Consider the following 19,655-nt stretch of genomic DNA (forward strand, 5'->3'; position numbering starts at 1 on the left):
CAGAAATAGCCCGCACCTCACCCCCCGATCTAAGTCGCCCCATTCATAGTAGGCATCAGCCTCCGGCGCTCAATAAGCGAAGCTTCCTATTATCGAGCAAGTAACGCCCCACACATTACAGGCTGAAACAAACATTATGTGTAACCCGCAACCCAAAAAGCATTTAAGCGCGATTAAACATCGCCCCCAAAAACCAAATGCATTAAAGGCTTTCGATGGAGAAAAGCTTCTGTTTCCAGTGACCGGAGAGTGAGGCAGCGAGCGGGAGCTGCCTAGGCTGAGTACATTCTATTGCCTGCGGATTGGACATCCTGATGGGCGCGCACGACTTCCTCGACATCGCACCCTTGGGGCACCAAGGGGAATCATGGACTGGGGCGCCACCAGGGCCTCTTTGGCGATCGTCCAGACGGACCAGTGCTGCCATGAGTGAACGAACAAGGGGCCTGACGTGCAGGCCCCTTGCCAGATGAACAGCCGAAGACCACGCGGGGGCGTGGCAGTGTCTCAACCCTGCTGCACAGCCGCAAACGCCTCTGCCACCTGGCGCAGGTTGGCCGGGCGCAGGCCCGACATGCACACCCGACCGCTGTCGATCAGGTACACGCCGAACTCATTGCGCAGACGTCGTACCTGGGCAACGCTGAACCCGGTGTAGCTGAACATGCCACGCTGGCGCAGGAAGAACTGGAAGTCCTGGCCCGGTAACAGCTCGCCCAGCAGGTCAACCAAGCCCTGGCGCATGTCGAGGATACGCTTGCGCATCACCTCGACCTCGGCCACCCATTGGGCGTTGAGTTCGGCGTCGCCCAGCACGCCGGCCACCAGTTGCGCACCATGGCAGGGTGGGCTGGAGTAGTTGCGACGCACGGTGGCCTTGAGCTGGCCCAGCACGCTTGCGGTGGTGGCCGCGTCATCGCAGACCACCGACAGGCCCCCTACTCGCTCGCCGTACAGCGAGAAGATCTTCGAGAACGAGTTGCTGACCAGGCACGGCACGCCGGCCCGGGCCATCTCGCGGATCGCGTAGGCGTCTTCCACCAGACCTTCGCCGAAGCCCTGGTAGGCGATGTCGAGGAATGGAATCAGCTGACGTGCCTTGACCACTTCCACCACTTGCTGCCACTGGTTCTGGTCCAGGTCGACGCCGGTGGGGTTGTGGCAGCACGGGTGCAGCAGGACGATGCTGTTCTGCGCCAGGCCTTGCAGGCACGCCAGCATGCCGGCGAAGTCCACGCCACGGGTGGCCGAGTCGAAGTACGGATAGGTATGGACCTTGAAGCCCGCGCCTTCGAAGATCGCGCGATGGTTGTCCCAGGTCGGGTTGCTCACCCAGACCTCGGACTGCGGGAAGTAACGCTTGAGGAAGTCGGCGCCGACCTTCAGGGCGCCGGAGCCGCCGACGGTCTGTACGGTGGCCACACGTCCGCCGGTCACGGCCGGGTGGTCTGCGCCGAACAGCAGCGTCTGGATGGCTTGGCGATAGCTGTCCAGGCCTTCCATCGGCAGGTACAGCGAGGCTTCGTGGGGCTGGTCGGCCAGGCGCTTTTCCACCTCGCCCACTGCCGCCAGTTGCGGCACCACGCCGGCTTCATCGTAGTACAGGCCGATACTCAGGTTGACCTTGTCGGCACGGGGGTCGGCCTTGAAGGTCTCCATCAGCGAGAGAATCGGGTCGCCGGCATAGGCATCGACATGTTTGAACACAGCGCACAGCTCCTTGGATCAGGACAGTTCGGGAAATGCTGCCCCGAGGATACCCGCAGTGGCGCCGAAGGAACATCACTGATCTGCAAGGTGTTCAATGCAGCCCTGCACGGAGGCCTGGCCATAAGGTCGCCGCCATTCCTTTCGCGGGTAAACCCGCTCCCACCGGATCAGCTCAAGCCCTGTGGGAGCGGGTTCACCCGCGAAGGCCGCACCGCGAAACCTCACCCAGACGCGTCAGTCAGCCAAGGCCCTGAGCCCCAGCAATTCCTGCTCGGTCAACGCCACCCCTTCACGCTGCGCCACCTCCCGCTCACGGTAGCGCCGCTCACCGGGCATGCGGGTCAGCCCCACTTCCTGCATATGCTCCACCAGCGCCCGACTGCGCTGGGCAAAGCGCTCACCCTCAGCCTTGCTCGGGTCGATGACGATGATCAGTTGCCCGGTCCACGGCGTCTTCGCCCCCGGATGCCCGGACCAGTCGAACTCCCAAGAGAAATGCCCACCCGTGAGTGCCGCGGCCAACAACTCGACCATCATCGACAGCGCCGAGCCCTTGTGCCCGCCAAACGGCAGCAGTGCGCCGCCTTCGAGAATCGCCTTGGGGTCGCAGGTCGGCTGGCCGTGGGCATCCACGCCCATGCCCGGCGGCAGTTGCTCCCCCGCCCGCGCGGCGATCTGTACATCGCCGTGGGCCATGGCGCTGGTGGCCATGTCGAAGACGATCGGGTCATGCCCGGCGCACGGCGCGGCAAAGGCGATCGGGTTGGTGCCGAACAGCGGCTTGCGTGCGCCATGGGGCACCACGCAGGTCATGCTATTGACCACGCTCAAGGCCACCAGCCCCTCGTCGGCGAAGGGCTCCACATCCGGCCAGAGGGCCGCTAAGTGGTGCGAGTTATGAATCGCCAGCACGGCGATGCCAGCGTTCCGCGCTTTCTCCACCAGCAATGGTCGGGCCGCGGCCAAGGCCGGCTGGGCAAAGCCGCCGCCGGCGTCGACCCGGACATAGCCCGGGGCTACATCGCTCACTTGGGGCTCGGCACGCCCATTGACCCAACCACTGGCCAGGGTCGAGACATAACCGGGAATACGAAACACGCCATGGCTATGGGCGCCATCACGCTGGGCGCTGGCGCAGTTGTAGGCCAGCGCCGCGGCGACCGGCTCGGCACAGCCGTGACGTTGCAGGATGCATTGCAACAGCGCCTGCAGCTCGGCGAAAGGCACGCGCACGACAGGGCTTGTGGAAGGTGCGGACATCTGGAGCTCCTGTTCTTGTACTTCTTGGAAGTGGAATGGCTACAGCAAGCAAGGGCAAAACTTATCCCGCGAATGACAGCTATCTGTCAATTGTTGACTTGATGACAGAAAACATTCATTTTCTATCGCAAGCCTCACCCCACCCCGGAGTCGACCATGAGCCAACCGATCAAGCAACGCCTGGAGATCAGCCTGCAGAGCACTGCAGCCTCGGGCCGTAAGATCGCCAGCTACATGCTCGCCAACCTGCACGAGCTGCCCTTCCAGACCTCCGCCAGCATCGCGACCAAGCTCGGTGTCAGCGAATCCAGCGTCGGCCGTTTCTGTCGCTCCCTGGGTTATGCCCACCTCAAGGCGCTCAAGCAGGACCTGCAGAACGACCTGGGTGATGGCCCCTGGCTGGTGGGGGATCGTCTGCAAGAGTACCGCCAAGGCGAGGACGACAGCGAGAGCTCCGGCAGCCTGGATCTTGAAATCGCCGCCCTGGTGCGTGTTCATGAATACCGCCGCAGCCAGGCCTGGCAACAGGTGGCCCAGCGCCTGGCGAGCAAGCGCCGGGTGTTCATCGCAGGTTTCCAGACCGAGCGCGGCGTGGCCATGTGCATGAGCCACCTGCTGCAGTACCTGCGCGATGGCGTGCACCTGGTCGATGGCAGCGCCGGGCATTTTGGCGATGTGCTGCTGGGCCGTGCCGAAGACAGCGCCTTGGTGGTGTTCGAGGCGCGCCGTTACTCCCGCCATGCCCTGCTGCTGTGCAGCAAGGCACGCCAGGCGGGCATCCCGGTCACCCTGGTGACCGACACCTTCTGTGACTGGGCCGATGCCAACACCGACGAGGTGTTCCGCATCCCCACCGAATTCAACCTCTTCTGGGAGTCCACCTCGGCGATGCTGTCGTGGGTGCACCTGATGGTCAACGAGGTCTGCAGGAAGCTGGGGCCTGATGTTGAAAGACGCTTGGAAGCAACTGCCGCTCTACATAACGAATTCGTCGGCTACACCTCGTGGCCAACGGGAAAACAACAATAGCAAGAGTGCAAGTACAGAGGTGTTAGATGAAAAAGACCATGTTCGTGGTGGGTGCGTGTGCCCTGTTGCTGGCCGGCGCGGCCAGCGCCGAGACCCTGCGCTTCGCGACCGAGGGCGCCTACCCTCCCTTCAACTATGTCGATGCCGATAACAAGCTGCATGGTTTCGATATCGACATCACCAACGCCCTGTGCGCGCAGATGAAAGTCGAATGCACCCTGGTTGCCCAAGACTGGGAAGGCATCATCCCGGCCCTGATGGCCCGCAAGTACGACGCCGTGGTCGCCTCGATGATCGACACCGAGGAGCGACGCAAGAAGATCGCTTTCACCAACCACTACTACCGCACTCCGTTGACCGTCGCAGTGGCCAAGGACAGCCCGATCAAGGACGCCCAGGCCGACTTCAAAGGCTACACCGTCGGCGCCCAGTCCTCCTCCACCCAAGCGATCTATGCCGAGGATGTCTATGCCAAGGCCGGTGCCGACGTGAAGCTCTACCCGACCATGGACGAAGCCAACGCCGACCTGGCCGCCGGCCGCCTGGACGGGGTGATCGCCGACAAATTCCCGCTGCACGAGTGGATGAACAAGAACGGCCAGGACTGCTGCAAGGTCCTGGGCGACGTCAACGGCACCAAGGCCGACGCCGCCATCGCTGTGCGCAAGGATGACGAGGCCCTGCGCGAGCGCCTGAACAAGGCGCTGGGCGAGATCGTCGCCAACGGCACCTACCAGAAGATCGCCAGCAAATACTTCGCCTTCGACATCTACAACTGACCTGACGCCAGTGGAAGCGGGGTGGCCCGCTTCCACTGGGTCACTGTTGCCTTCCGATATCGATGTAGCTGAGGAGCCTCCTCCATGCTCGATCAACTGTCTCTGCTGTCCTTCGCCAGCGGGGGCTGGGGCCAGGCGTTGCTCGCCGGCGCCCTGGTGACCCTGTCGCTGGCGCTGGCCTGCCTGCCCATCGGCCTGCCTCTGGGCCTGCTCGTGGCCCTCGCCGCGCGCTCGCGCAAACGGGCCGCACGTGCCTGGGCGACCAGCTTCTCCACGGTGTTTCGCGGCCTACCGGAATTGCTGACACTGCTGATCATCTATTACGGCTGCCAGATCGCCGCACAGAAGCTGCTGGCGGCAATGGGCTATGAAGGCGAGGTGCTGATCAACACCTTCCTTGCCGCGATGGTCGCCTTCAGCCTGGTGTTCGCCGCGTTTTCCAGCGAAATCTGGCTGGCCGCCTTCAAGACCCTGCCCAAGGGTCAGCTGGAAGCCTGCTCGGCCCTGGGCCTTAGCAAGCGCACCGGATTCTTCAAGGTTGTGCTGCCACAACTGACCCGCATCGCCCTACCTGGGCTGTCCAACAACTGGCTGTCCTTGCTCAAGGACACCTCGCTGGTATCGACCATCTCGTTGGTCGACCTGATGCGCCAGACCAACCTGGCGGTCAGCGTCACCAAAGAACCCATGTTCTTCTATGGCGTCGCCTGCCTGGGCTACCTGCTGTTCTCGGCGCTCTCGGGCCGGGTGTTCGCCTTCATCGAACGGCGCTGCAACCGTCACCTGCAAGGAGCACGGGCATGAGCTTCGAACAATTGCTGGCCATGGTGCTCGACCCCGACCTGCTCGACCGCTACGGCGCACGCTTCATCGACGGCCTGCTGGTGACCGCCAAGCTGGTGGCGATCTCCTTCAGCCTGGGCGCGGTGCTCGGGCTGCTGCTGGCCTTGGCGCGCATGTCGCAAAGCCGAGTGCTACAGCGCCTGTCGGCAGGCTACGTGTACTTCTTCCGCGGCTCCCCACTGCTCGCACAGCTGTTCTTGCTGTACTACGGCCTGGGCTCGCTCAAAGGCTTCTGGCAGGAAGTAGGCCTGTGGTGGTTCTTCCGCGAAGCCTGGTACTGCACGTTGCTGGCCTTCACCTTGAACACCGCCGCCTACCAGGCGGAGATCTTCCGCGGCAGCCTGATGGCCGTCGCCCCAGGCCAGTACGAAGCGGCGCGGGCATTGAGCCTCAAGCGCTCGACCACTTTCTTCAAAGTGATCCTGCCGCAATCGCTGCTGGTGGCCATCGGCCCGCTGGGCAATGAACTGATCCTGATGATCAAGGCCAGCGCCATCGCCTCGCTGGTGACCATCTATGACCTGATGGGAGTGACCAAGCTGGCCTTCTCGCGCAGCTTCGACTTCCAGATCTACCTGTGGGCCGCGGTGCTCTACCTGGTGATCGTCGAGATCGTCCGCCGAGCCCTGAAACACCTGGAGGCCCGCCTGGGCCGCCACCTGAACTGACCGAAGGATACGCTCCATGCATTGCCAAACCATCGTCCTGGGCGCCGGCATCGTCGGCGTCAGTACCGCCCTGCACCTGCAGGCCCGTGGCCGCCAGGTGATCCTGATCGACCGCGATGAGCCCGGCAGCGGTACCAGCCACGGCAACGCCGGGTTGATCGAGCGCTCCAGCGTCATCCCCTACGCCTTCCCACGCAGCCTGGGCGCCCTGCTGCGCTACGGCCTGAACCGCCAGCCGGATGTGCGCTATAGCCTGCTGCACCTACCCAAGGCCGCGCCTTGGCTGCTGCGCTACTGGCAACAGTCCGCCCCCGGGCGCCTGGCCAGTGCCGCCGCCGACATGCTGCCGCTGGTGCAGCGCTGCGTCGAAGAGCACGACGCCCTGATCGACGCCGCCGGCCTCGGTGCGCTGGTGCAGGCCAAGGGTTGGATCGAGGTGTACCGCGACCCAGGCCTGTTCGCCCAGGCCAAGGCCGACCTCAAGGGCCTTGCCCGCTACAACCTGCAATACGAGATTCTCGAACGCGATCAACTGCAAGCCCGGGAACACCAGCTCGACGGCGACGTGATCGGCGGCATCCACTGGCTGGACCCGAAGACCGTCAACAACCCCGGTGGCCTGACCCGAGGCTACGCTGCCCTGTTCACCCAGCGGGGTGGCCAGTTCATCCATGGTGACGCCCGCAGCCTGCGTCAGGTCGGCGCCCAGTGGCAGTTGGACAGCCGCCGTGGCCCAATCACCGCCGACGAGGTGGTGGCCTGCCTCGGCCCACAGTCAGCCGAGCTGTTCGAGCCACTGGGCTACCACTTCCCGCTGGCGATCAAGCGTGGCTATCACATGCACTACAGCACCCGGGACGGCGCCGAACTGGCCCACTCGATCTGCGACACCCAAGGCGGCTACGTTCTGGCACCGATGGCCCGGGGGGTGCGCCTGACCACCGGCATCGAGTTCGCCGCCCAGGATGCTCCGGGCAACGAAATCCAGCTGGGCCGCTGCGAAGCACTGGCCCGCAAGCTGTTCCCGGCCTTGGGCGAGCGCCTGGACGACCGCCCGTGGCTGGGCCGGCGCCCGTGCCTGCCGGACATGCGCCCGGTAATCGGCCCGGCACCACGGCACAAGCACCTGTGGTTCAACTTCGGCCATGCCCACCACGGCCTGACCTTGGGCCCGGTCAGCGGCCGCTTGCTGGCCGAACTGGTCACAGGCCAGGCCCCGTTCACCGATCCATCGCCCTACAGCGCCGCACGCTTCGACTAAAACCACGCGGGAGAACAACAAGATGACCGCCGCCTCTCTGAGCCTTGCCAGCGTCACCCCCGAACCCGACCCGCGCTCGGTGCTGATCCGCATCGAGGGCCTGAACAAGCACTACGGCGACTTCCATGTACTGCACGACATCGACCTGCAGGTCCGCGAAGGCGAGCGCATCGTACTCTGCGGCCCCTCAGGCTCAGGCAAGTCGACGTTGATTCGCTGCATCAACCGTCTGGAGATCGCCGAACAGGGCAGCATCCATGTAGCCGGCACGGACCTGGCCGCCACCAGCCGCCAGGCCGCCCAGGTGCGCAGCGAGATCGGCATGGTGTTCCAGCACTTCAACCTGTTCCCGCACATGAGCGTGCTGGACAACTGCCTGCTGGCTCCCACCACCGTGCGCGGCCTGTCGCGCAAGGACGCCGAAGAGCGGGCGCGCATGTACCTGAACAAGGTCGGCATCGAGAGCCAGGCCCACAAGTACCCCAGCCAGCTCTCCGGCGGCCAGCAGCAGCGGGTGGCCATTGCCCGGGCGCTGTGCATGAAGCCGCGCATCATGCTGTTCGACGAACCCACCTCGGCGCTGGACCCTGAGATGGTCGCCGAAGTGCTGGATGTGCTGGTGCAACTGGCCGGCACCGGCATGACCATGCTCTGCGTCACCCATGAAATGGGCTTTGCCCGCCAGGTGGCCGAGCGCGTGCTGTTCCTGGAAGGTGGGCAGATCATCGAAGACAGCCCGCCAGAGGTGTTCTTCAATCATCCGAAAACCCAACGGGCACAAGCGTTCCTCAAACAAATCCTGCACTAGAGCGCGGCAACGCCCCTTTCTGGATAACCACCGCCCCTGTGGGAGCCGGTTCACCCGCGAATGCGATAGTGAATTCACCGTCGTATTCGCGGGTGAACCCGCTCCCAGCGCGTTTGCATTGCCCGGATGTTGATCGGGCGGGAGCCGGCTCACCAGTCCTTATCCACGCTCATTGCAGCCACGCAAAGACCCAACTGCATCGTTAAATATTATTGACCTAAGCATGCGCCAAACCCTTGTCGCTTCAGGCCTCCAAGCCCTACAGCCCCCGAAAAACGGCGCCTGCGCCCCTCGTCACTCGTTTGACATATCGAACGGCTCTGGCAAGCTATGAGTAAGCCCCGACCGGAATCGCCTGCCAGGCGAGCCGGCAGTGCTCGGGGCTTCAGGACGTACTCAAGGCCGAGCCCGTGCGCCTGCACAACAACGACAGGTAGAACCTGTCCCAAGGTGACATATGTCCAACAGCAACATTGGCAACAAGCAACCCTCCCTGCGCAAACCCGTCGTCCTGATGACCATGGGCAGCCAAGAGCGCAAAGGCCATGACTATCAGGTCATGACCCACAAATACATCACTCCGCTGGTCGAATTCGCCGGTTGCGTCCCGGTCCTCGTACCCACCTGCTGTGGCGTCGAAGACCTCGAGACCTACCTGGACATGGCCGACGGCGTCTACCTGACCGGCGCAGGCAGCAACATCGACCCAGCCCTCTATGGCCAGGAAAACGAAACCCCGGGCAAGGCCCAGGACAAAGATCGCGACCTGTTCGACATCCCACTGGTGAAAATGGCCATCGCTCGCGGCCTGCCGATCTTCGGTATCTGCCGTGGCATGCAGGAAATCAACGTAGCCCTGGGCGGCGACATCTACCAGAAGGTCTACGCCGAGCCAGGCTTCAACGACCACCGGGAAAACCCGGAAGATCCGGTCGAAGTCCAGTACCAGGCCGTGCACAGCGTCAAGGTCCAACCCGGCAGCTGGCTGCGCGAGAAACTCGGCACCGACGAGATCCGCGTCAACTCCCTGCATGGCCAGGGCCTGAACAAGCTGGGCAAGGGCATCGAGCCGATCGCCCACGCCGAAGACGGCCTGGTCGAAGCGATCCACGCCCCAAGCCTCTCGCCGTTCCTGTTCGCCGTGCAGTGGCACCCGGAATGGCAAGCCGCGAAGAACCCTGACTCGATCAAGATCTTCGAAGCCTTCGGCGACGCCTGCCGCACCCAGGTGCGCAAGTCCCAGGGCAAGCGCAACCAGGCTGCCTGATTCCTCTTCGTTAGTTTTGATCGCGGGGCGGCGCAATGTCGCCCCCGTTTCCCCGGTCACCCTCTGCTGGTCCCAGAACACTTCCCGTGGAAGCGGGCGGCTGGCTTGTGCCTGTCTCCGCGATCATTTTTTTGCCTCACTTCACCGTCTGCCGTAGCGCCGAAGGTGCCTCCCCCATCATCCGCTTGTACATGCTGGAAAACGCACTCGGGCTTTCATAGCCCAGATCCAACGCCACCCGTGTCACCGACTGCCCCGCTGCCAGGCGCGCCACCGCCGCCATCAGGCACGCCTGTTGCCGCCATTGGATGAACGACAACCCCGTGAGCGTTCGAAAGCGCCGGGTAAAGCTACGAAGGCTCCAGTTCAACCGCTGCGCCCAATCCTGGGGCGTGACGCGGATATCCGGTTGGGCGAGAAACGCCTGGCACAACTGGGCAACGCGCGGCTCCTGCGGGATCGGCGCAAACAGTGGCAATGGCCGGGCGCGGCGTAACTCTGCCAGCATCAAGCCGACCAGTAGGCCGTCGCGCCCTTGGGGATCGTACAACGCCGGGACCTCGACACTGGCCAGCAGCAGTTCATGAAGCAAGGGGCTGACCAGCAACGCCTCGCACTGCTCGCCCTCCCTTGGCACCACTTCGGGTTCGATGTAAAGGCTACGGGTGCTGACGCCGCGCATGCGCACCTGATGGCGCTTGCCCGGCGGGATCCAGACGCCATTGTAGGGCGGGACCACCCAAGCGCCGTCATCGGTCAGCACATCCATCAGACCACTCATCCCGTAGAGAAACTGCGCCCGTCGATGGCTGTGGGCCGCCAGCAGCGTGCCGGGCGGGTAATCGGTGCCGATGGCCAGCACGGGGCGGGGTGTTGCGTCCACCGTCTGCAAAGGGATATTGCGCATGCTGATCGCCTTGGCCGAAAAACAACGATTATTGGCCAAGGCGCGTATGCCGGCCAACCCCGCGTCCTTTATCGTGCAGCCCTCATCGGTTCTGGAGGGCCTTGCATGTTCTACGCCTTGCTCGTTGCGTTCGGCCTGTGCGCTGGCGTCACCACCTTGTTGTTCGGCTTTGGCGGCGGATTCTTCGCCGTGCCCTTGCTCTATGCGCTGCTGGTGGCTGGCCAAGAGCCCGGCACCCTGGCCAGCCACCACGCCATGCAGATCGCCGTGGCCACCTCAGCGGCGGTGATGGTCGTCAGCAGCGCCCTGGCCAGTTGGCGGCATCATCGTGCCGGGAGCCTGCACTGGGGCTTGGTGCGCCGGCTGGTCCCAGGCATCAGTCTTGGCGCCCTGCTCGGCGCTGCTGCAGCGCTCTGGCTGCACAGCGACTGGCTGCGATGGCTGTTCATCGCCTACTTGGTGGCGAGCCTGCTCGACGGCTGGCTGCGCCCAGGCTTCGTGGCGACGAGCCACTCACAGGTCTCCCCGTTGGGCCGAGGGCAAGCGACCTTGCTGGGTGTGCCGATCGGCGCGGTGGCGGCCTTGCTGGGCGTAGGCGGCAGCGTCATGACCGTGCCGCTGATGCGTCGGCGCGGCGCAAGCATGCTGACCGCCACGGCCATGGCCAACCCGCTGTCGTTGCCCATGGCGCTGGTGGCCACACTGACCTATGCCCTGTTGCCCCAGGCGCAATTGGCGCTGGGTGCAGGCTATCTGGGCCTGGTCAATCTGTATGCCGCCGCCGCGTTGGTGGCCGGCGCCTGGCTGGGCATGGCGCTGGCTGCACCGTTGGTCGGCCGCATCAACGATACCCTCCACGCCCGCGCTTACCTGATATTGCTGGGCGGCGTGCTCCTGACGATGCTTGGGGTACGTGCTTGACGGCAAATTGCTGGCCCCCAGCCCTGTGAAGCGAAGGCAAACTCCCTTCTCCTTCATAAGCTTAGGACAGCATCATGCGGGTATTTCTAGCAACGATCGCCGGCGGTGTGATGGCCACAGTCGCCTTCGGAGCCCATGCCAAGGCCTTGAACCAGAACGACCGCCAGGTGTGCCACTGGGGTTCGCAGATCGCCGCCGATGCGCAGCAGGCCAAGCTTTCCGGCGTCACGCTGTACGCCACGCGCAAGCGGCTGCAGACACGCAAATTCCCCAAGCCCTGGATGCGCATGACGGCCTTTGGCATCACCGAGCAGACCTACAATAGCCAGTCCCGACTCAAGCCCGCAGCGATCAAGCAGACCTACTACGAGCAGTGCGTACAGCATGCCATTGCAAAACGTTAATACTTACAAATCATAGAGTTATAAAGACAATCTAACGTTTTAACTTAAATCCGAACCTACAGATACATCGACGAGGGGCCGCAACGGCCCCTTCTGGCCCATTCAAGCCGATGCCGACAACCGCTCCTGTGCCCCCTTGAGCCACCCACCCAGGCAGGTGATAGCAAAGGCGACCACCAGCGCACTGGTGCCCAACAGGAAGATCAACTGCTGATTCGACCCCTCCACCAGCAGGGCAATCAAGGCCGGGGTCACCGCCGCTGCGCCCATCAGGGTGATACTCACCAAGGGCGTGAGCTTTCCGGTCGGGTCGTTGGTGGTGATCAGTGCCATGTAGTACGACAACGACAACACCCATCCGAAGTTGATCAGCAGCAGCGCGACGCACAACTGCATCGGCGTGCGGGTATGTCCAGTGAGCATGGCGATCGACACGAAGATCGCCACCAGGCCCACGGCGATCATCAGCTGGCGGTTGACCCGAGCGCCCAGCAAGGCGGGCAGCCCCGCCCCTGGCAAGCCGCCAATGGCCGACAGGCCGAACGCCCAACCGATATCCACCCCGTCGATACCCTGGTCACGCGCCAGTTGGTCGATAAAGCCCCACACGCAATAGATGGCGATCTGCATGAACAGCATGCCCACCAGCGCGCTGCGCCCTGTGCGCGACGATCCGCCCTGAGCGGGCGTCCCCTCGCCGCTGCCGATCAGCACTGCAGGCTTGCGTGGCAGTGCAAGGCTCGCGCCGCAGATCAGCAGGTACCACAGGCCAAAGGAACACAGCGCCGTCACCGTGCCGCTCTGGGCCGCGAGCAGCGGCAAGGCGGCGGAAAACAACGAGTACTCCGGGGTCTGCAGCAACAGCATCAGGCCGAACGAGCGGTCCTGGTTGGGCAAGCGTCCCAGCGTGGACACCGCATAGGCATACACCAGCCCGGCGCAGGTCCCCGCAGCCAGGCGCACGAGCAGCAGCATGGCGTTGGTCGAGGCGAAGGCCGTGGCGATGCTCAACGCAACGCACAGCAGGCCCACGAACAGACACAGGCTGCGCCCGCCCTGGCGCTTCATCAGGATCGGACACAGCAAGGTGCCCAGGGTCATGCCGATCATCTCCACCGAGACGACCCAGCCCTGTTGATCGAGCGACAAGCTCAGTTGTTCGGTGACCAACCCCATGAAGATAGGCTGTACACCGCAGACGATGAATGAAGTGCAGGCAATGAAGATAAGGGCGGCACGCAGTAGCTTGGAATCTTTGATCATGGATGGACCCTGACACGCTGCACAGCGTCACCTGCCACATCAGGTAACCCTGCCCACAGCAGTTGTTTTTATTGTTTGGGGGACTGGGCCCAAAGCGCTGCGATAGGCGCCTTCGCTTGCCCAGTCCAGCAGCGGCGAAACTGCTCTGGAGTGCCATCCTGGCCCTTGCCTGAAGGCTTTGAAAGTTAAATATCGGAATCGACTTCAGTGGGCTTTTTAATGCAGCCGATACCGGTGCCTGTATCCAGAAACACACTGCAATCGATGCCGATATTTAATTTGTGAGGCCCCTGGAGATTCCCTACCGTGTGGCGCTACATCCAACCCAGGGGCCATCGCCCGCCACCGTGCGTTTCGTCGATCCGGCCCCGATGAGAAAAGGCCTGCCATGAACGACCGTGAGTTCATCAATGCCATCGATGCAGATGGCCTGCCCCTGAACATCGCCGTGAAGAACGGACGCATCACCCACATCGGCCCGCAACGCGCCGCCGTGGCGTCGGTCGAGACCGTCGACCTGGAAGGTCTGCTGGCCCTGCCCGGCTTCGTCGATGGCCATATCCACCTGGACAAGAGCTTCGTCGGCGACCGCTGGCGCCCCCACCAAAGCGTCGCCACCCTGCGCGAGCGCCTGGCGGTGGAAAAACGCGAACTGGCCAGCGCCCCGGCCATCTTCGACCGCGCCGATGCATTGATCCGCCAGGCCGCCTGCTACGGCACCCTCGCCATGCGCTGTCACGTGGATGTCGATGCCACGACCGGGCTGAGCCACCTGAGCGCCATTCTTGAGGCGCGGGAGAAGTGGAAGGACCTGATCGACATCGAATTGGTGGCCTTCCCCCAGGCCGGTGTGGTGTCCTGCCCCGGTACCGCCGACGTCCTGGAGTCCGCCATCCGCGAGGGTGTGCAGGTGGTCGGTGGCATCGACCCGACGACCCTCGACGGCAACGCCGAGGCCCAGCTCGATATCGTGTTCGGTATCGCCGAGCGCCACGGCGTGAAAGCCGACATCCACCTTCACGAACCGGGCGAGACCTGCATTGCCCAGCTCGAACGCATTGCCGCACGCACCCGCGCGTTGGGCATGCAGGGCTACGTGGCGGTCAGCCATGCCTATGGGCTGGGCGATGTGTCCGACCTTGTGGTCGACCGGACCGCCGAGGTGCTGGCCGATGCGGGCGTGTCGATCATGACCAACGCGCCTGGCGAGCATGCCTTCCCGCCGATATTGCGCCTGCGCGCGGGAGGTGTGCGGGTGTTCACTGGCAACGACAATATCCAAGACGCCTGGTGGCCCTACGGCAATGGCGACATGCTGCAGCGGGCGATGTTGGTCAGCTATCGCTCGGGCTTCAATACCGACGAGGAGTTGCGGATCGCGCTGGACATGGCCACCGAGGCCAGTGCCGCCGTGATGGGTAAGACGGACTATGGCCTGAAGGTGGGCAACGAGGCGAGTTTCGTGCTTTTCAAGGCTCCGAACGCGGCTGCGGCGGTAGCGGCCGCCCTGCATGAGCGGCTGATCGTGCGCCATGGGGCGTTCTGGAGCGGGCCTGCCACCTTGCAGCTTCAGGCTGCCCAGTTCGCTCGCGAGATGCGCCGCTGAGCTGCCGCCGGGGCGCGCCTTGCGCCCCAGGCGGCATCAGGCCGGTTCGGGTGCTTCGTCGCGCAGGATCCCGATCAGGATGTCCGCCAGTGCCTTGACCATCGGGTCGGCCGTGGGCCGATAGAAGACCGCCGCCTCGAACACCTTGATCGGCTTGAACCCCTCCTCGCTCCCCAACACCCGGTGCCCCGGCGTGACCACCCGCGACGGCAACAGGCTGACACCGAGCCCATTGGCCACCGCCTCCTGGATGCCGGCCAGGCTCGAACTGGTAAACCCGATGCGCCAGCTACGGCCCATGGCCTCGATGGCACTGATCATGTCATCGCGGTACAGGCCGCGCGCAGGGAAGGTCACCAGCGGGATCGGGTCCTGGGCAAAACAGGGGTATTGCGCGCTGTCGATCCATTCGATGCGCTCGGGCTGGCAGGCATTGGCCTCGCGGCTGTGGCGGCGCTGCTTGATCAGCACCAGATCCAGCTCGCCGCGGTCGTAGCTGCTCATCAGGTCGCGGCTCAGGCCCCCAGTGATCTCAAGCTTCACCTTGGGGTGCTTGCGGTTGAACGCGGCCAGCGCCGCCATGGTCTTGCCCGCGACAAAATCGTCCGGCAAACCGATACGCGCCGTCACCGTCACGCCGCCGGACAACGCCTCGCTCAGTTGATTACTCACCGCAAGCAGATGTCGCGCATAACCCAACAGCATCTCGCCAGCGTCGGTCGGATGCACTTCGCGATTGCTGCGATCGAGCAGTTGATGCCCCACCATCTCCTCCAACCGCCGGACCTTCTGGCTGACGGTGGACTGGGTGGAGTGAAGCCTGGCGGCCGCCGTGGTGAAACTGCCGCAATCTGCCACCATCACCACGGCCCGGAGCAGGTCCAGGTCGTAGATCGATCTATTGGGTTTCGCACTGTCTGTCATACGCAAGATTCAGCTTTCGAATACATAGGCATCTGCGCATGATGCCAGAAGCCTTCTACCTTGGCTTGCACGATCAGGCCTATCCTTGTGCTTGACCATTCCAAAGGGACACTGCCGATGCCCACACCTGAAGCCTCGCTGCTGCACAGTTGGCAGCACAACGCCCAAGCCTGGATCGAGGCCGTGCGCAGCGGTGCCATCGAAAGCAGGCGGCAGGTCACTGACCAGGCCATCCTGCTGGCGGTGTTGGGCCGCCAACCTGAGCACGTGCTGGACCTGGGCTGCGGCGAGGGCTGGTTGTTGCGCGCCTTGACCGAGCGCGGGGTCGCAGTGACGGGCGTGGACGGTGATGCAAGGCTGGTGCAGGCCGCGCAAGCGGCTGGGTCGCCTCATGTGTTCCAGGCGACCTACGAACAATTAGTTCAAAGGCAGGTAGACGTGGGCCATGAATACGACGTGGTGTGCGCCAACTTCGCCTTGCTGCACCAGGACATCATCCCGTTGCTCGACGCCATGCGCGCCCTGCTCGCCCCTGGCGGCGCTCTGGTGATCCAGACCCTGCATCCCTGGACGATGGCCAATGGTGACTACCAGGATGGCTGGCGCGAAGAGACGTTCACCGGATTCGCCGGGCAATGGGCTCCGATGCCCTGGTATTTCCGCACCCTCTCCAGCTGGTTGAATGCCCTGGACATGGCCGGGCTGCGTCTGGTCAGCCTGCAGGAGCCGCAGCACCCCCAAAGCCCGGTACCGCAGTCGCTGCTGCTGGTCGCGCAGCGCCAAGTCTTGTAGTGCCCTCTTCGCGGGTAAACCCGCTCCCACCGGGATTGCGCAAGTCTTCAGGGCGGTGCAATCCCGCGAGGGCTGGCGAAGCTGCAAAGCAGCCCCTCAATCCCTGAACAACCGCTTGGTTACGACACGACCCACACCAGACACGCCAATCACACCCCTCCCCCTTGCTCCCTTGCTCACCCACCCGCTAGCCTGCCTTCCTCTCCCGGATGGACCCCACCCCCATGCAACCGCGCGACCTTGCCGCCTATTCGTTCCTGGCCATCACCTGGGGGCTGTCGTTTCTGGTGGTGCTCAAGGTCGTGCATGCCTTCGGCTGGGTGGGCGCGGTCAGTCTGCGCTCGCTGATCGCCGGCGGCACGCTGGCCGTGCTGGCGGCGCTGCTGGGGCGGGCGCTGCGCCTGCGGCCCTTGCTCAAGCCGCTGCTGGTCGTGGGCGCCACCACGGTAGCCGGGCAACTGATCGGTCTGTCCTACGCCACACCGCGGATCGGCACCGCCATGTCGGCGATCCTGGTGGCGACCATCCCGCTGTTCTCGATGATCATCGGCCGCGTCTGGGGCCTCGAGAAGATCACCCCCCAGGGCCTGGCTGGTCTGCTGCTGGGCGTACTTGGCATCGTGATGCTGGTGGGGTTCCCGGCGCAGGCCGTGACCGAAGACTTCATCCACGGCTGCATCGCTTCGGTCTTTGGCTGTCTGTGCGCTGCGTTCGGCAGCAACTATGCGAGCCTGCGCCTGCGCGGCCAGGACCCGTGGACGGTCACCGGTGGCGCCTTTCTCGCTGGCGGCCTGCTGACATTGCCCTTGCTGTGGGTAGTGCCGGTTCCCACCGTGCCCCAAGCCAGCGACTGGCTGCTGCTGGCCATCAGTGGCGCGGTGATGAGCGCCACCACCTACGTGCTGTACTTCGGCCTGGTCGCGCGCATCGGTGCCACCCGCACCATCAGCGTGGAGTTCGTGGTGACCTTGGTGGCCGTGCTGATCGGCGCACTGTTCCTCGGCGAAGCCCTGAGCCTTCTGCAGATGGTGGGCGGTGGGGTGATCCTGCTGGGCTGCATGTTGGTGCTCGGCGTGCTGCCGGGGCACGCCAAGCGTCTACCCAGCTGATCAGGCCCCTGGCACGTCCGGGGCCACATCCTGCGCCTGGGCGGTGCTGGTATCGATCGGTGGCGTCAGGCGCAGCACCCGGTTGCGCCCGCCTTCGGCGAGCAGATAGCCGCCCTTGCCGTCGGGGACAATGGCCTGGGGCGCCTTGAGGAACGTCAGCACCGTATGACGCTGACCGTCGGCGTCGATGCGCAACAGCCGTGCGCGGTGGGTGGAGTCTTCGCTGATCCATAGCCCACGCTGATCGCAGAGCAGGAAGGTGGGGTTGCGCAGGCCGCTGGCCACCACCGGGTCCTGGCCATCCTCGCTCAGCGCACGGATCTGCCCGGCGCTTTTTTCGGTGTAGAGCAGGCGCCCATCGCTGCAGCGGGTCAGACCCTCGGTTTCGGTCAGGCCTGAACGCAGGACGTCGAGCTGGCCGCTGTGCCAGTCGTAACGCATCAACCGGCCATTGCCCTTGCGGTCTTCGATGGCATAGAGGTAATCGCCGTCGTTCCACAGGCCCTGCACGCTTTCGCCGTCGAACAGCCGGGTGACCTGACCGTCCCGGGCAAGGCTGACCGGCGCCTTGCCGCCTTCCTGGCTGAATACCCAACCGCCTTGGGCGGCCACCATGCCATCAGGCTTGGACAACCCCTCGATCAGCACCACTCGATCGCCTTCGGCGGTGATCTTCAGGATGCTGCCACGGCCATCGTCCAGCTCGCGGCTCACCAGCAGGCTACCATCGGCCTGGGGCAGCAGGGAGGCGGCCTTGTCCACCGAACGGTGGAGTACCTGAACGTCCCAGCCGTCCGCAGCCTGAACCGGGTAGAAACTCTGCCAGGCAAAGAACCCCAAGGCGCTGGCAAGCACTCCGGCGGTGCTGGCCACCAACACTTTTGCAATACGTGCGCGCAGGGCTCGTGCCATTGATCGTCTCCTTGAAAGAGGCAAAATCCTAGCAAGTGGATGTGAAAAAAATGTTGTCTGCCCTCTCCGACCCATCGCCCATAAAAAACAAAACGATATATAAAGAACAAAACAATCTAACTAAATGGAATTAAAAAATTGAAAGGCCCCACGCGCCTCCTTAGGCTGGAGATCACCTACCCAAGCCTTTCAAGGAGCGTTTCCCGTGCCTGCCCGTGCCTTTTCTCCCCTTCGCCGCCTGCTGCTCGGCGGCCTGCTGGCCAGTGTCGCCAGCACTTTGTTGCCGTGGTCCAACGCCTTGGCTGAAGACGCCAAGACCTTGCGTATCGGTTACCAGAAGTTCAACAGCATCAACATCCTCAAAGGCAGCGGTGCCCTGGAAAAGGCACTGGCCCCTCAAGGCGTGAAGGTCAGCTGGCACGAGTTCGCCGCCGGCCCACAGTTGCTCGAGGCCCTGAGCACAGGCGCCATCGACCTGGGTCATGCCGCCGACGCGCCCTCGGTATTCGCCCAGGCGGCCGGCAAACCGGTGGTCTACCTGGCAGCTGAACAGCCCTACCCCCGCGGCATCGGGCTGGTGGTACGCGAGCAGGACCACATCGAGGGCGTCCAGGGGCTCAAGGGCAAGCGCGTGGCCACCGGTCGCGGCTGGAACGCCCAGTACCTCCTGGCCGTGGCCCTGGAGCAGGCGGGTCTGAGCTACAAAGACATCACCCCCGCCTACGTCAACAACGCCGCCGACGCCGTGGCCGCCCTGCAATCAGGCAGCGTGCAGGCCGTCACGTTGTGGGACCCATTCCTGGCCGCCGCTGAACGGCAACCGGGCCTGAAGAACCTGCGCGATGGCAGCGGGCTTTCCAACAACCGCACCTTCTATCTCTCCACCGCCGCCTTCGCCGACCAGCACCGCGCGCTGCTCAAGACCTTCTTCAGCGAACTGGCCAAGGTCAGCCAGTGGGCCAACGCCAAGCCCGCCGAGGTGGCCAACCTGCTGGCGCCGCAACTGGGCATCGGTGCCGACGTGCTGGAGGTGGCCAGTGAGCGGCGCAACTACAACGCGGTGCCCATCACCCCACAGATTGTCGCCGAACAGCAGAAGCTGGCCGACACCTTCCAGGGCCTGGGCCTGATTCCTCGCAAGCTGCAGGTGGCCGATGCGGTCTACCCGGCTTCCGTCCTGCCCTGACGCCAA

General features: G+C 64.1%; 19 protein-coding genes. 13 read left to right on the top strand and 6 right to left on the bottom strand.

Annotated features, from left to right (window positions below):
• Positions 1–507 precede the first annotated feature (507 nt).
• Together IEC33019_RS09175 and IEC33019_RS09180 are read right to left on the bottom strand one after the other, a co-directional pair.
• The gene (locus IEC33019_RS09175; protein ID WP_070091113.1) at positions 508–1,707 is read right to left on the bottom strand and encodes an aromatic amino acid transaminase; all 1,200 of its coding nucleotides are present in this window, start codon (positions 1,705–1,707) and stop codon (positions 508–510) included.
• Between the two features lie 237 nt (positions 1,708–1,944).
• On the bottom strand, positions 1,945–2,970 hold the full coding sequence (locus IEC33019_RS09180; RefSeq protein WP_070091114.1) for an Ldh family oxidoreductase: 1,026 nt from the start codon (positions 2,968–2,970) through the stop codon (positions 1,945–1,947).
• Positions 2,971–3,126: 156 nt separating this feature from the next.
• Here IEC33019_RS09180 and IEC33019_RS09185 point away from each other — a divergent pair, with 156 nt between their 5' ends.
• The 7 genes from IEC33019_RS09185 to IEC33019_RS09215 all read left to right on the top strand — a co-directional run bounded on the left by IEC33019_RS09185 (position 3,127) and on the right by IEC33019_RS09215 (position 9,625).
• On the top strand, positions 3,127–3,999 hold the full coding sequence (locus tag IEC33019_RS09185; RefSeq protein ID WP_070091115.1) for a MurR/RpiR family transcriptional regulator: 873 nt from the start codon (positions 3,127–3,129) through the stop codon (positions 3,997–3,999).
• Positions 4,000–4,025: 26 nt separating this feature from the next.
• On the top strand, positions 4,026–4,778 hold the full coding sequence (locus IEC33019_RS09190; protein ID WP_070091116.1) for a transporter substrate-binding domain-containing protein: 753 nt from the start codon (positions 4,026–4,028) through the stop codon (positions 4,776–4,778).
• Positions 4,779–4,862: 84 nt separating this feature from the next.
• Positions 4,863–5,582 (top strand): ABC transporter permease, encoded by a 720-nt coding sequence (locus IEC33019_RS09195; RefSeq protein ID WP_070091117.1) that lies wholly within the window; start codon positions 4,863–4,865, stop codon positions 5,580–5,582.
• Positions 5,579–6,289 carry an ABC transporter permease gene (locus IEC33019_RS09200; protein ID WP_070091118.1) on the top strand — a complete coding sequence of 237 codons (711 nt, stop codon included), beginning with the start codon at positions 5,579–5,581 and terminating at the stop codon, positions 6,287–6,289. The genes IEC33019_RS09195 and IEC33019_RS09200 overlap by 4 nt, the downstream gene beginning before the upstream one ends.
• 16 nt (positions 6,290–6,305) lie before the next feature.
• Complete coding sequence (locus IEC33019_RS09205) at positions 6,306–7,550, top strand: NAD(P)/FAD-dependent oxidoreductase (protein ID WP_070091119.1); 1,245 nt, start codon at positions 6,306–6,308, stop codon at positions 7,548–7,550.
• A 22-nt stretch (positions 7,551–7,572) separates the two neighbouring features.
• The gene (locus tag IEC33019_RS09210; protein WP_070091120.1) at positions 7,573–8,358 is read left to right on the top strand and encodes an amino acid ABC transporter ATP-binding protein; all 786 of its coding nucleotides are present in this window, start codon (positions 7,573–7,575) and stop codon (positions 8,356–8,358) included.
• A 457-nt stretch (positions 8,359–8,815) separates the two neighbouring features.
• Positions 8,816–9,625: a gamma-glutamyl-gamma-aminobutyrate hydrolase family protein gene (locus IEC33019_RS09215; RefSeq protein ID WP_070091121.1), complete on the top strand. Its 810-nt coding sequence runs from the start codon at positions 8,816–8,818 to the stop codon at positions 9,623–9,625.
• 136 nt (positions 9,626–9,761) lie between these two features.
• On the opposite strand, the gene IEC33019_RS09220 is transcribed toward IEC33019_RS09215, so the two are convergent.
• Positions 9,762–10,532: an AraC family transcriptional regulator gene (locus IEC33019_RS09220; protein WP_070091230.1), complete on the bottom strand. Its 771-nt coding sequence runs from the start codon at positions 10,530–10,532 to the stop codon at positions 9,762–9,764.
• Between the two features lie 105 nt (positions 10,533–10,637).
• Between IEC33019_RS09220 and IEC33019_RS09225 the strand changes: the two genes are divergently transcribed.
• Positions 10,638–11,453: a sulfite exporter TauE/SafE family protein gene (locus IEC33019_RS09225; protein WP_070091122.1), complete on the top strand. Its 816-nt coding sequence runs from the start codon at positions 10,638–10,640 to the stop codon at positions 11,451–11,453.
• 74 nt (positions 11,454–11,527) lie between these two features.
• Entirely contained in the window at positions 11,528–11,857 is a 330-nt protein-coding gene (locus IEC33019_RS09230; RefSeq protein ID WP_070091123.1) for a hypothetical protein, read from the top strand.
• A gap of 102 nt (positions 11,858–11,959) precedes the next feature.
• On the opposite strand, the gene IEC33019_RS09235 is transcribed toward IEC33019_RS09230, so the two are convergent.
• Positions 11,960–13,120 carry an MFS transporter gene (locus IEC33019_RS09235; RefSeq protein ID WP_070091124.1) on the bottom strand — a complete coding sequence of 387 codons (1,161 nt, stop codon included), beginning with the start codon at positions 13,118–13,120 and terminating at the stop codon, positions 11,960–11,962.
• Between the two features lie 388 nt (positions 13,121–13,508).
• Between IEC33019_RS09235 and IEC33019_RS09240 the strand changes: the two genes are divergently transcribed.
• Positions 13,509–14,726: an amidohydrolase family protein gene (locus IEC33019_RS09240; RefSeq protein WP_070091125.1), complete on the top strand. Its 1,218-nt coding sequence runs from the start codon at positions 13,509–13,511 to the stop codon at positions 14,724–14,726.
• Positions 14,727–14,762: 36 nt separating this feature from the next.
• Here the strand turns inward: IEC33019_RS09240 and IEC33019_RS09245 are convergent, their stop codons facing one another.
• Positions 14,763–15,650, bottom strand: a complete 888-nt coding sequence (locus IEC33019_RS09245) for a LysR substrate-binding domain-containing protein (RefSeq protein WP_070091126.1) — start codon at positions 15,648–15,650, stop codon at positions 14,763–14,765.
• A gap of 117 nt (positions 15,651–15,767) precedes the next feature.
• On the opposite strand from IEC33019_RS09245, the gene IEC33019_RS09250 reads away from it, so the two are divergent.
• Together IEC33019_RS09250 and IEC33019_RS09255 are read left to right on the top strand one after the other, a co-directional pair.
• The gene (locus IEC33019_RS09250; protein ID WP_070091127.1) at positions 15,768–16,442 is read left to right on the top strand and encodes a class I SAM-dependent methyltransferase; all 675 of its coding nucleotides are present in this window, start codon (positions 15,768–15,770) and stop codon (positions 16,440–16,442) included.
• Positions 16,443–16,666: 224 nt separating this feature from the next.
• On the top strand, positions 16,667–17,551 hold the full coding sequence (locus IEC33019_RS09255) for a DMT family transporter (RefSeq protein WP_099593358.1): 885 nt from the start codon (positions 16,667–16,669) through the stop codon (positions 17,549–17,551).
• On the opposite strand, the gene IEC33019_RS09260 is transcribed toward IEC33019_RS09255, so the two are convergent.
• Positions 17,552–18,463, bottom strand: a complete 912-nt coding sequence (locus IEC33019_RS09260) for a hypothetical protein (protein WP_070091129.1) — start codon at positions 18,461–18,463, stop codon at positions 17,552–17,554. It lies immediately after the preceding gene.
• A 205-nt stretch (positions 18,464–18,668) separates the two neighbouring features.
• Between IEC33019_RS09260 and IEC33019_RS09265 the strand changes: the two genes are divergently transcribed.
• Positions 18,669–19,649, top strand: a complete 981-nt coding sequence (locus tag IEC33019_RS09265; protein WP_070091130.1) for an aliphatic sulfonate ABC transporter substrate-binding protein — start codon at positions 18,669–18,671, stop codon at positions 19,647–19,649.
• Positions 19,650–19,655 lie beyond the last annotated feature (6 nt).

This window comes from Pseudomonas putida (assembly GCF_002741075.1).
In the GTDB taxonomy this organism is placed as follows: Bacteria; Pseudomonadota; Gammaproteobacteria; order Pseudomonadales; family Pseudomonadaceae; genus Aquipseudomonas; species Aquipseudomonas putida_T.